The organism is Lipingzhangella rawalii (assembly GCF_031628175.1).
GTDB classification, from domain to species: domain Bacteria; phylum Actinomycetota; class Actinomycetes; order Streptosporangiales; family Streptosporangiaceae; genus Lipingzhangella_A; species Lipingzhangella_A rawalii.
In genome coordinates, this window is record NZ_JAVLVT010000001.1 from 478,415 (window position 1) to 490,295 (window position 11,881).

Annotated in this window: 13 protein-coding genes; 10 read left to right on the forward strand and 3 right to left on the reverse strand. The window is 65.8% G+C overall.

The features are described 5' to 3' along the window. Positions 1-29: 29 nt before the first annotated feature. Positions 30-1,097 (forward strand): ArsO family NAD(P)H-dependent flavin-containing monooxygenase, encoded by a 1,068-nt coding sequence (locus RIF23_RS02150; protein ID WP_310910608.1) that lies wholly within the window; start codon positions 30-32, stop codon positions 1,095-1,097. Between the two features lie 66 nt (positions 1,098-1,163). Then, complete coding sequence (locus tag RIF23_RS02155; RefSeq protein WP_310910609.1) at positions 1,164-1,898, forward strand: class I SAM-dependent methyltransferase; 735 nt, start codon at positions 1,164-1,166, stop codon at positions 1,896-1,898. Between the two features lie 524 nt (positions 1,899-2,422). Here RIF23_RS02155 and argS read toward each other — a convergent pair. Continuing rightward, positions 2,423-4,087, reverse strand: coding sequence for an arginine--tRNA ligase (argS, locus tag RIF23_RS02160; RefSeq protein WP_310910610.1), 1,665 nt, complete (start codon positions 4,085-4,087; stop codon positions 2,423-2,425). A 296-nt stretch (positions 4,088-4,383) separates the two neighbouring features. Between argS and RIF23_RS02165 the strand changes: the two genes are divergently transcribed. The 4 genes from RIF23_RS02165 to RIF23_RS02180 all read left to right on the forward strand — a co-directional run bounded on the left by RIF23_RS02165 (position 4,384) and on the right by RIF23_RS02180 (position 7,666). Beyond that, positions 4,384-4,545, forward strand: coding sequence for a hypothetical protein (locus RIF23_RS02165; protein ID WP_310910611.1), 162 nt, complete (start codon positions 4,384-4,386; stop codon positions 4,543-4,545). A gap of 41 nt (positions 4,546-4,586) precedes the next feature. Next, a complete protein-coding gene (locus RIF23_RS02170; protein WP_310910612.1) occupies positions 4,587-5,921 on the forward strand; it encodes a tetratricopeptide repeat protein in 1,335 nt (444 codons plus the stop codon). After that, a complete protein-coding gene (locus RIF23_RS02175; protein WP_310910613.1) occupies positions 5,914-6,771 on the forward strand; it encodes a 2OG-Fe(II) oxygenase family protein in 858 nt (285 codons plus the stop codon). The genes RIF23_RS02170 and RIF23_RS02175 overlap by 8 nt, the downstream gene beginning before the upstream one ends. Before the next feature lie 364 nt (positions 6,772-7,135). Further along, positions 7,136-7,666 carry a protein-L-isoaspartate O-methyltransferase family protein gene (locus tag RIF23_RS02180; RefSeq protein WP_310910614.1) on the forward strand — a complete coding sequence of 177 codons (531 nt, stop codon included), beginning with the start codon at positions 7,136-7,138 and terminating at the stop codon, positions 7,664-7,666. Positions 7,667-7,852: 186 nt separating this feature from the next. On the opposite strand, the gene RIF23_RS02185 is transcribed toward RIF23_RS02180, so the two are convergent. Further along, a complete protein-coding gene (locus RIF23_RS02185; RefSeq protein WP_310910615.1) occupies positions 7,853-8,662 on the reverse strand; it encodes a UTRA domain-containing protein in 810 nt (269 codons plus the stop codon). 496 nt (positions 8,663-9,158) lie between these two features. Here RIF23_RS02185 and RIF23_RS02190 point away from each other — a divergent pair, with 496 nt between their 5' ends. From RIF23_RS02190 to RIF23_RS02205, 4 genes are read left to right on the forward strand one after another with little or no spacing between them, the layout of a single operon-like run. Then, the gene (locus tag RIF23_RS02190; protein ID WP_310910616.1) at positions 9,159-9,707 is read left to right on the forward strand and encodes a hypothetical protein; all 549 of its coding nucleotides are present in this window, start codon (positions 9,159-9,161) and stop codon (positions 9,705-9,707) included. Continuing rightward, on the forward strand, positions 9,704-9,988 hold the full coding sequence (locus RIF23_RS02195; protein ID WP_310910617.1) for a hypothetical protein: 285 nt from the start codon (positions 9,704-9,706) through the stop codon (positions 9,986-9,988). Before RIF23_RS02190 ends, RIF23_RS02195 begins: the two co-directional genes overlap by 4 nt. Continuing rightward, the gene (locus RIF23_RS02200; protein ID WP_310910618.1) at positions 9,985-10,275 is read left to right on the forward strand and encodes a hypothetical protein; all 291 of its coding nucleotides are present in this window, start codon (positions 9,985-9,987) and stop codon (positions 10,273-10,275) included. The genes RIF23_RS02195 and RIF23_RS02200 overlap by 4 nt, the downstream gene beginning before the upstream one ends. Continuing rightward, a complete protein-coding gene (locus RIF23_RS02205) occupies positions 10,268-10,816 on the forward strand; it encodes an ATP-binding protein (RefSeq protein ID WP_310910619.1) in 549 nt (182 codons plus the stop codon). The genes RIF23_RS02200 and RIF23_RS02205 overlap by 8 nt, the downstream gene beginning before the upstream one ends. Before the next feature lie 312 nt (positions 10,817-11,128). On the opposite strand, the gene RIF23_RS02210 is transcribed toward RIF23_RS02205, so the two are convergent. After that, positions 11,129-11,872: a 5-formyltetrahydrofolate cyclo-ligase gene (locus tag RIF23_RS02210; RefSeq protein WP_310910620.1), complete on the reverse strand. Its 744-nt coding sequence runs from the start codon at positions 11,870-11,872 to the stop codon at positions 11,129-11,131. Positions 11,873-11,881: the final 9 nt, after the last annotated feature.

An 11,881-nucleotide genomic window follows, 5' to 3' on the forward strand; every position in this document is an offset into this window, starting at 1 on the left:
GCGTCAGGACCGTGGCGAGGGGAAGGCGAATGGACGTCGATGTTGCAGTGGTCGGTGCGGGACAGGCCGGACTGGCGGCGGGCTATCACCTGCGCCGAACTGGGCTCGACTTCGTGCTGCTGGACGATCAGCCCCAGCCGGGCGGGGCCTGGCAGCACTACTGGGACTCGCTACGGCTCTTCTCGCCAGCGGCGCACAGCCCGCTGCCGGGCTGGTGGATGCCCGAGCAGCCCGGAGCAGAATTCCCCACGGCCAGGCATGTGGTCGACTATCTAAGCGCCTACGAGCAGCGCTACCAGCTCCCCATCTACCGGCCGGTGCGAGTGGCGACGGTGCACGAGCGTGGGCCGCGCCTCGAGTTGACCACCGACCAGGGGCTGTGGCGCACCCGCGCGGTGATCAGCGCGACCGGAACCTGGAGCCATCCCCACGTGCCCCGCTATCCAGGGGGTGACACTTACCAGGGGCGTCAGCTACACACGGTGCACTACCGCAGCGGACACGAGTTCGAGGGACAGCGTGTGGTCATCGTCGGGGGCGGCAACTCTGCGGCACAGATCCTCGCCGAGGTGTCCCAGTATGCTGAGACGCTGTGGGTGGCGCGCCGGGAACCGCGCTTCATGCCGGACGACATCGACGGGCGCGTGTTGTTCGACGTCGCCACCCGGAGCATGGCCACCCGCGCGCAGGGAATGGACGACACCGTTGACGTATCCCGCCTCGGCGATATCGTCATGGTGCCGTCGGTGCGTGCGGCACGTTCCCGCGGCGTCCTCAAAGCCCACCCCATGTTCGAGGCGTTGACCAGCACTGGGGTGGTGTGGGGCCAGGGGCGCGAGCAGTGGGCGTGCGACGCGGTGATCTGGTGTACCGGATTCCGGCCGGCATTGGGGCATCTCGCCGGGATGGACCTGTTCGACGTGTCGGGGCACATTCCCACCACCGGGACGCGCGCGCACCACGATCCGCGGGTCCATCTGCTCGGCTACGGAGACTGGACCGGCCGGGCCTCGTCCACGATCATCGGCGCAGGTCGTACCGCGAAAGCAGCGGTGCGCGAACTCGCCGAGCGTGTGGGCCCGCCACGGTATCCGTGATGAATCTACCTTCCTCCACGATAAATCCGTTGCTGCGGCGGGAGCCGCCCAGCAGAGTGCTCCAGTATGGACAGTCTGATCTATCTCGATTCCAGCGTCGCCCGGTGGTACGACTGGTTCAATACCTCCCGTGGCGACACGGACTTCTACCTGAACCTGGTCATGTCTGCGGACTCCGTGCTCGACATTGGCTGCGGGACCGGAGTCATCTTGCGCGAAGCCCGCGCTGCGGGACATACCGGTCGGCTGTGTGGGATCGATCCGGCTCCGGCGATGCTGGACATTGCGCGTCGGCGCACCGACATCGAGTGGACACTGGGCGATGCGGCCTCGATCACCTGGCGGGACGCGTTCGACCTCGTGATCATGACTGGGCACGCGTTCCAGGAGTTGGACACCGACACGGCGGTGCATACGGCGCTGACCCGAATGGGAGGCGCGCTGCGTCCCGGAGGTCGGGTGGCGTTTGAAACCCGCAACCCCCAGGCACGAGCATGGCAGCGCTGGACGCCGGAGCATGCCCGCACGGTCACGAGGCCGGACGGGACCTGGGCTCGGATGGAGCACCAGGTCCAGAGATGGGACGGTGACTGTGTGGAGTTCACCCACACGTTCACGGGATCGGACTGGGACCATTGCCAGGTCAGCCGTAGTCGGCTGCGGTTTCTCGATGTCAGGGCCGTGGACCACTGGGTTTCCGCATCCGGGATGACGGTCGACCAGCGGTACGGGGACTGGGACCGTTCCCCGCTGGTGGAGCACAGCCCGGAGATCATCACTGTGGCCCGCAAACGCTACTGAGGTTTTCGTTGGTTGGTTGCAGGGCGGGGGGTGCGGATGTGGGCGATGCTGGTCTGGGTGGCGTGGGCGGTGTCGGCGAGGTGCTCCCCGGTGAGGTTGGCCAGCTCGCGCGTCCTCAGGCTGGCCCCCAGTTTCGCCATGGGGGTGAGTTCGGGGCGTAGGCGGGCCAGCGTTCCTGGTCGGCGAGCCCGTCGCGCAGGGCGCGGCTGCGGCCGAGTCAACGGCGACACAGGCTCAGCGGAATTTCCAGTACACCACGTTCACATCCGGAGCGATGAATACCTCCCTCGAAGGGCACAAAATATCCCAGGTCGGATGGCGTGCACCAAACCGACGTAGGGTCATCACCGCTGATCAGTGATCCGCCTGACACACAAGTCCACCATCTGTTAATTAAGTCGAAGCGGATTCAATTAATAATAAGCTATCGTGACTTATGCTCATTTTCTTTAGAAGACAATCTTCGTCTTATGTATTCTTTCGGGTTTTATTTTAGCAGTTTTTGTGTTTTTCTGTAAAGTGACTCACATGCGGTCGGGAACCTTGATCCCAAGGACTCCAAGGCCGTGTTCGAGGATGGCATGGACGCGTTCGACGAGGAAAAGCAAGCGGTCGTCGGCGGCATTGTCGGTGATGACCTTCTCGCTGGCGTAGAGTTTGTTGAAGGCTTTGGACAGTCGGGTGAGGTAGTCGCAGACGACATTGGGTTGCAGTCGGGCCGCGCTTTCCAGGAACGCACGTTCGTACTGGTCGGCTACGAGTGTGACGTCCCACATGGCATCAGATACGTCTTCCGTGATGGCTCGCCGTTCAACCCCTGAGGCTTTTTCGCGAATCGAGGCGCAGCGCACGGCCGTGTATTGCAGGTAGGGGCCGGTCGCTCCTTCGAAACGTACAGCGTCGGCCAGGTCGAAGGTGATGGTGCTGGAGGGAGAGTTTCGCAACAGGGCGAAACGCACTGCCGCCGTAGCGACGTCTTCGGCAATGCCGTCAATCTCGACTGTTTCCAGATTGGGGTTGGCATTGGCCACACGCTCACGAGCGAGCTGGCGAGCTTGGTCTATGAACTCGCTGAGCAGAACAACGCTGCCCTGACGGGTGGACATCTTTCCGTCTTTGAGCGCGACATAGGAGTAAAACACCGATTCGGGTGTCTGTTCTCCAAGCGAGCCGATCACGAGGTCCAACTGTTCCATGTACAGCTTGTGGTCTTCGCCAAGGACGACGATATTGCGCCCTTCGTTCGCGGCGCGGGCCTTACGCAGGTTGTAGGCCAGATCTCGCAATACATACATGGAGCTGCCATTGGCGCGGCGAAGGACCAGATACCGGCCTTCCTCCCGATCGAACCCAAGGCTGGTGAGATCGATAACAACGCGGCCGTGCTCATCCTTGTGCGTCAGGTTCTTCTCGCTGAGATGTTCTTCGATCTCGCCGAGCTCAGCGCTGTTCAGCAGATCAGTTTCGAAGTCGAAATCGTCGAAGGTGATGCCAAGCTGATTGAGAATGGCAAGCTGGCCTTGAAGGGAGTGCCGCGCAATCTCGCGCAATGCGTCTAGCGTGGCCGTATCACCTGCTTCGGCTTTGGCGAGCAGTGACAGGGCTTGTTCTCCGATCGCGGGGTCGTCCTTGGCCTGGGCGTTGATACGCACGTAGACGTCAAGGATGTCGGCAAAGTCCACCGAGTGCACACCGTCGGGTCCCAGGGCAACCAGAAGCAAGGCGATCTGGCGGCCGAAGTCGTTCACGTAGTAGTGACTGGTCAGCTCCGCACCCAATGCACGCAGGGTGCGGGCGATGGTGTCGCCCAGGATGGCGTTGCGTGAACGGCCCACGTGCGGAGCGGCATTGGGGTTGATACTGGTGTGTTCCAGGAGTACCGGCATGCCGCGCATGCCGGCCTGGTCGATGTCGAGCACGGTGCTCGCGCGCAGTGCCTCGACGTAGTCGGCCCGGTTCAGGCGGATGTTGAGGAACTTACCCACGTAATGAACGTCGGCCACGTAGGGCAGGTCTGCCAGCGCATCTTTGATGGTCTCGGAGGTGTGTCGGTCCAGCAGCGAGGAGTCCAGTGCGTGGAAGGCGAAGCCAATATCGCCATGGACTGCGGTTCGTCCGCTGTTGTAGCGCGCCTCCACACGGGTTCCGAGCAGGCTGGCTATGCGTGACTCAACTTCGCTGATCAGCATGTCTACTTTCTCATCCCACGCTTTGCGGTGGCCGACTCTTGTGCGTTCGCCAGGCAGGTGTGTCTAGCGAAGCGGTATTGGACACACCCACAGCCCGGGGATCAACAACGAAGGAACAGTGGATACGCCGAGGCTGTGGGACGGTGTCAGTGTAATGGTCTGCCCCCATGCCTTGTGTCGGAGCGATCGCATGGGCCTGACCAGCCGTGTCGCTACGTTCGGCGAACATGCCCTTGCCTTACGTATATACCGCGTTTTACGTTTAAGTGGCAATGTCGGCACGAGGAAGGCCGGAGATGACTGTCCCCTACGAGCAGTTGCACGGCGTCGAGGACATCCCTGAGACTCGCGATGAATCCACCGACCGTATCGAGGAAGCAGCGACCGCGCTGGCCACAGCGCGCTATGAGGATGCCCAGGGAACCACGAGCATCTACCCCCGCTTCACCGATTGCTGAACACCTCGCCACCTGTCTGGCTCGGGCTTGCTGAGAAGTTCGTGCGCGCTGGGTGCTGTCACGAGGACATCACCCAGCCGCTACACCAGCGAATCCGTCGTGCAGTCGATCCTGCTGAGGACCATTGGACGCAGACCTACTGGTGGGGGGAACGTCCCGACGCCGATGCTCCGCTGACCGCGTGGGTTCCCTTCTTCGCACTGCACCGCATGCGATCCGGATACCGACCGGCAACGCATTCGGTCGCGTTGCAGCGTTCGGTCAGTCGCACCTTCCGCCGTGAAGCACTGCTCTGCCGCCAACCTGGCCTACCAGCCGGGGAGGCTACCTCGACCGCTGAGGACGTGTACCAGGTACGCGGAGCCGTCCGCGAAGCCGTCACGACGTGGCCTGATGGGCAGGCAGCTCGGCTTGTCGGACGTCTCGGGTTGCACGAGCAGGCATGGGGCCAGATCCGCCGTGTTCCCCTGCACAGCGGAAACGAACTGGTCATGGGAACGCTGCTGGACCAGGTCGCGATCAGTCACTACCTGGTCGCATCCTCAACCAGCACACCTTTCCTTGATGCCATCGGCGCGCTGGCCCACCGTCTGGACCAGCATCCCTCCGCCGTGCCGCCCGAACAAGTCCGTCCCGCCGCGCTTGGCGCTGTCAAAGCCACTGTCCACTACGGCACCAGCAACGATGCCGCATCGTGTGCGTGGTGGGCTGGCCACGCCACAGAGCTGGGTCGTCGCTACGACGGCCCGGAGTTTGAAGCGCTGCTGTTGCACACACGGATCGACCGAGCCAAGGCGTTCCTGCCTCACCTCCACGGTCGTCTCGACTCCCTTATATCGGCAGCCAGGGCATTACTGGATGATGCCGCCAGGCTTACCGCCCTAGCCGACGGTCCCGACGAGGTACTGATGGCACGCGAGAACCGGTTGGCGGTCTACGAAACCACCTCGCGCATGTTCGAGGGCACCGGCGACGACACTACCGCGCACCAGGTTCTCGAAACGGCTGCCGACCAGGTCGATCCTGCCGACCCCAAGATTCGCCTTCACCTGGGCGATTTCCACCACAGGAGAGGCGAGACGCAACGCGCACTGGTTCACTTCATCGCCGCTGGCGCGCTGGACGCCCCCTATTCGCGTATCGGGTGGTACCGCGCGGGCTTCCTTCTGCAAAACCAGCAGCGACACCACGATGCGATCGGCGCCTACCTTCTCTCACTGTCTTACTGGCCCGAAGGTACCTCGGCACACGCCGGGATCGTGCGATCAGCACGCCGCATCGGCCTGCCCGAGGATGACTACCGCTTCGCGCGGACTGCCCTGGAACGCACGATTGCCGCCCCCGAATCAGAACGCCAAGGAGCGCCCCGTGGATGAGATCGGCGTCTACACCTGGGACCGTACGCCGGCCAACGCCGCTGACATGGTGCAATCCCTGCGGGACACCGGCTACACGTTTGTCCCCATTGCTCACGACCCCATCAAGGACGCGCTCGACACCGCGCAACGGATGTCCACCCTCACTGATGAGGACCTCTGCCGATTCGTCTGGGAAGACGTAGATGAATTCGGCTCCCTGGGATGGGAGAAACGCGTGCTCACCGATGGTGTTCGCCGGGACATGCTCAACGTCACGGGCGGGCTCATCGCCAACGATCAGCACTGGCTCACCGATGAGCATCGGAGGCTCCGCGCGATCTGTGTCGCGGCCCACCATGAACTCCACGCCGTCCTCACCGAGGTCTACAGCGCGATCGACGTCCAACTCTGCCTTGACTCCCCCATCACCCAGCTGCTGGACCATGAGGTCAGTACACTGCGCCTGCTCTGGTACGTCGGTGTGGAGCAACCCGACACCTCCCCGTACCCCACACCCCCGCACACAGACCTCGGACTGGTGACCGCCGTCGTGCAGGACCTCGATGGTGGCCTCGAAGTCGACATTGATGGCACCTGGTACCGCCTCCCGGTCCGTGCGGGACACGCTCTGGTGGCCGTTGGCGATCTCCTGGAAGTCATCACTGACGGGGATTTGAAATCCCGACCGCATCGGGTGCCCGCCCGTCCGCGGCAGGCACCCGATGCCGGGAACCGGGTGAGCATGGTTCTCTTCGCCCACCCCGCCGCTGACTTCGAACTCGCCAAGACCATGGCGAACCCACGATGGACAACAGCGGGCGAGTACCTGAGCTACCGTCTCGCCCACAAGGGCGAACCCATCTCATAGCGCTGGGCACGGCACCAGCCAGCCGGTCCGGGCGGGTAGGCAGGACGGTCTTGGCCACGGTGAACCTCCCCTTTCAATGGCGCAAACGCGCCAAATGGGATGCATATGGTCTGGCGGGGGCTTGCAGGGCCTGCCGGGGCATGTCGGCTAGAAAGATTCTGGAAAGTCCGTAGGGGCGGCCCCGCGTTCCGCGTTTCCCGGTGCATGGTCGACCCCACGCGCTACCGTGCGAAGGCAGCTGATCAGCGCGGCGCGGCAGTGGGTCCGGCCCGTGTCCGCATACATCCACAGGGTGACGTTGTGATCACGGTGGGGTAGGGGTGGGGTGGTTCGTGGTGTCGCGTATGGAGAGGCCGATCCCCCTATGGCCGAGCCCGAGCACAAACCCCTAGAGGAGTTCGCCCCGAGCGCGGAGTGGGCCGCGCCGCGGGAATGGTTCGTGCCGGATGTGGCCTGGACAGTGGAGGACGGGCTGATCGACCGGCACGCCGACCTACCAACGTGGAATGCGGCGGTGGCACGCGATGACGCAATCGTGACCCAGATCGACGACGGGGCCACGCAGCTGACCGCATCGAATGTACGACGCACGCCGAACCGCTCCAGCTCCTGTTCGGCACCGTCCCTGGTCTTCGATTTTCTGCGGCTCCTCGAGCCCTACCCGGGGGATCGGGTGCTGGAGGTGGGTACGGGAACGGGGTGGACGGCGGCGCTGCTATCGGCCTACCTGGGGGCGCAGCAGGTGACCAGCATCGAGGTGGACGAGCAGATCGCCGCACAGGCCGAGGAACATCTCGATCGTGCGGGGTTCGCTCCTGGGCTCCTCGTTGGCGATGGCCGGTGCGTTAAGTGGATGCGTTGCGACGCCTGTAACGGCACCGGAAAGCAGCCCTGAGCCACGCGGTACCAGGTGGGCCACCCACGCCGACTGCGACGTCCGGACCCTGGCTCACTTACGCCGGCCGCCCGCGTTCGGAACAAGGGTGCGTCCCGGGATCAGGAACCACACCGGAACGTATCGCCGGTCATGGCCCCATGGGGCCATGAAGGCGCGGGTCGCACTGTCAGGTGGCGGGGGTGGTCAGAACTGGTCGGAGCCGACAGCTTGGCCGATGGGGAAGACGTGGCGGCTTGCCGCGCAGATCGTTTCCAGGGCGTGCACCGGCGCGTCGTCGGTGTTCACGCTGACCCGGAGTACCTGAACGACCCATTCGCCGGCAAGATCGAGGAGGTCAGCTTCATACACGGTCGCTGGGCGGGCGGTGAGAGTTTCGGTGGCGTGGGCGAAGACGTGACCCATGTCCTCCAGAGCCGCCTGGAGTGTTGGCAGGATGAAGCCCTCTTGTTCCAGCTGGGTATTCGCGGCCAGGTCACAGCGGAAGTAGCTGGTGGAGATCCGCACGGGGACCTCGTTGGCCCAAAACATCTTGCGCCGAGCGATGACCTCGTCCCCGGGGTCCAGTCGTAGCCCCGCGGCCACGTGCTCATTGACGGCCTCGCGCCCTACGTAGAGCATCTTCCGCTCTGGAGTGAGCCCCTGGCGTTCGGCCTCGGTCAGATACAGCGATCTCGAGCCCCGTACCGCCGGCGGAGTGGGCAGCGCACGTTCCACGAGTACCCGCGGACGTGGTTCCACCGGACCGATGGGCGCCGCGTGGCTGGAACCACCCGCCTTCTTCATCTGGCTGACCCGCCCCGGGGATACGCCAAGGTACTGGGCGATCTGTTCCTGGAGCAGGCCTGAATCCTGGGCCTCAATGATCGCCGCACGGCGGATCCGCGACAGTTCGACCGACTGTCCCTGGAGCGTGGCCATCGCTCCGGACGCGGCCTGGGCGCGTTCCAGCGGGTCCGTCAGTGCAGCAATCTCGTGCAGGGTCCTTGCATCCACGGTGTTGATCTTCCTCTGTTCGCGCTTACACAGAAATTTAGCCCCTCTATTGCACGATGCGACACGCCTGGGCTACGGTCACACCATGCGAGGGTTTACCCCCTATAAACACCATCCCATTTGGGGCTTTCTGGGGCGCAGGAGGGTCAGCGGAGGAGTGTCGGTCACCCCTTCAGTCTGCCGCATGATACGCGCCGGCTCTCGCGCAGCGGGTGCCTCATGGCCTCCGTAGTGGCGGGTGCAGGCCGCGCAGCGCTCGCATGCCAAGTGTCATACACCGGCCACCTCTCCTGGCCGGTGGTTTCCCGAAGGAGGGGTTCTTATGCGATTGGTGACCGCGATCACCGCGCCGGGGCTGTCGTGGCTCGGTCGTCTCGTGTCCGTACCATCTGTGCCGCGACCGCCTCGGCGGGTGAGTTCGCGGAACCATCCCGCCCCGGAGCCGCCTGGGTGGGTGCGCTCGTGGACTCTGCCCTCGGGGCGGTGGTCGGCCCGGGTGCGGCCGTACTATTGGCGCGGCTCGCTGGAGGCGCGCGGCATCCTGCCCCACGGTCCGGTGTTGAATTGGCGGTGCCCGGTGGCGGGGTGTGTGTTCGCGGCGATCTATCCGATGGGGCATCCCTGCCCGCTGCGCCCGGGTGGGGGCGAGGCGTCCCCCGCGGGGGCGGCCCGGGGTCCGGCCACGCCGGCCGTGCCGGCCGTGTCCGGGGCGGCGCCCGCTCCGGAGGTGCTGGGTCGGGTGTTGGCCGGTTTGCAGGAACTGGATGCCGCACCCCGAGGCCGGGCTCGGGGTGCGGCGAAGGAACCGGTGCCGGGGGTGGTGCCAGACGACCAGGCGGACCGGGAGCCCATCGCAGTTCCGGTGGGCGGTGCGGACTCGGCTCTGGGGAGTGCGTCCCGTCCGGCCCCCGGCGCCCGGCCCGGCCCTGGGGCCACCCCGGTTCCGCCGGTGAAGGCCGGGCCGTGGCCGGGCTCGGTGGCGATCGTGCCCACGAAGGTCATCCCGGACGCACCCACGATCCCGCTGGGGGTGATCTCGTCATGAGCCGCTCGACCCACCAGCTGTATCGGGCGATCGTGAACCAGGAGCTCACCCGGTCCGAACGCCACGCCGTGGCCCAAGTGGTCACCCTCGTGCTCGCACTGGCCCGCAGCGAACATCCGGACCGCAGCCGCGAGCACACCCAGGCCGCCGCCTGGCGCATGGCCCGCGCACAGCTCGCGTGCCAGCACGCCCTACTCCTGAACCTGAAACCTCCCGCCCACCCCCGAGAGAGCGACACCCCGTTCACACATCAGCACACGGCGGGGGTGGTCACGCCATGACCGGGAATCACGAGCAGCCCTGGGGGTTGGGGTTGGCAGAGACGCACCGGCTGCACCGGGCGATCCAGGCCCTGGACCAGGCCGCGGGCGATCTCGCGCGGGTGTATGCCAGTGGCGCTGCCCGGGACCTGTGGGACGCCCCGGGGGTGTCCCACCTGGGGTCGTTGTTGGAGCCGGGTGCGGCCCAGGCCGACCAGCTGGCCGAACAACTCCGTGCCGCGGCCTCGGGCACCGCGATCGTGCTGCCCAATCGGGCGCGGCCAATGGGGGGTGGGGACCATGTGTGAACGCTTCCACCACACCTTCCCTGGCATCCCCGCCAGTGTGGCCCACGCCCGGGCCTGGGTCACCGAAATCCTGTCTCCGCGGATCCCCGATGGCGAGGCCATCGGGGATGCCCAACTGGTGGTGAGCGAGTTGGTCACCAACGCGCTGCACCACACCAGCAGCGGCGACACCGGCATGGGACGCGCCGAAGCCCGGCTGCGGGCGATCCTGGGCCGCGTCCAGCTCCGCCTACTCCTCGCCCCCCACCGCATCCGCGTGGAAGTCACCGACACCGGAACGCTCCCCCGAACCGGTGGCTTATCCCCACACGGGGATAGCCGGGACGGCCCCGGAGCACCAGGCCCCATAGTGCGCCGCCCCGACCCCGACGCCGAACACGGCCGCGGACTCGCCCTGGTGGATCACCTGGCCCAACGTTGGTTCTGGCGAGGCGACCACACCAGCCGAACGGTCACCGCAGATCTCGCCCACCAGCCCGCCGAAGCCGGGCATTCCGCCACGGCCGGGACCAGCGGCGTGCCCGCCCAGCGGCAACCCTGATCGCGCACTGAGCAGCACCCTTGGGGATGGTGAAGCGCACCCCGCACGCCCGCCAGGCGCCCGAGGCAGGCCACACCACCCCACACACACCCGCCGAACCCTCCGGCCCCCGCCCGGCCCGGTTCCGTGTCTTTCCCCAACCGGGCTGGGTGGGCCTGAGGCCGCTCTGGCGCCTCGGGGCCACCCCCCAGACGATGAGAGCCCTCAAAAGCCGATGGGGGCGACGAAAAGCCGATGGGGGCGACACACGGTAGGCAGAGCCCGGACCCGGCCTGACCATTCACCCCGCCCTACAACCAACCAACGAAAAGCTCAGTAGGAACCGACGTCACCGGCGCTGTGGAGTTGTTGGAGTGCGGGGATCGCCGCGATGCGGTCGGCCTCCAGGTGGTGCCACAGAATCCCTGCGGGGCGGCGCGGGGAACACGGACGGATGACCTTGTCGGGAGTGACGATGAGATCGACCCGGAAGTCGTGCTCGGTTTCGGGAAGCTCGGTGTCGAGGACCTGGACGGGATGCACCGTGGTGGCGATGGTCGTCTGGTCGTCGACGAGACCGGCCTCGGTCAACAGCCCGAACTCCATGTCGGAGAACCCCCCACCCTTGCCCAGACGTCGCCCGGCATGGTCCACAGCCACGCTGCCACACAGGATCAGCTCCACCCGTGACATCTCGGACAGCGCGATCGGGCGGGCGTGGCGGGCCGAACCGGTGATGGATGTGGCCCCACGCGGGGCCACATCCAAACGGTGCCGTTCCAGCAGCAGGAAGGGGGCCTGGTCCGCGAGGCGGGGCACAGCCATGTACAGGCGTTTGTCGGCGGCTACGGCCCGGGTGCGGGCCGGCCACTGTGGCGAGTCGGGGTTGGATTTGACCACGGCGGATTCCACCCATTCGGGCTGATCGGCGAGGTGTTCGGCGGCCCGCTCGGCGCCGGGGAAATTGGGGATGCGGCCGCGGGTCCCCGGAAACCTGGCGGCACCGGCGGCGCGCAGCCGCGCCCACACGTCCTCACGTATGTCCTGCTTATCCGCCGCGACCTGATCCGGTTCCATCTCCGTATG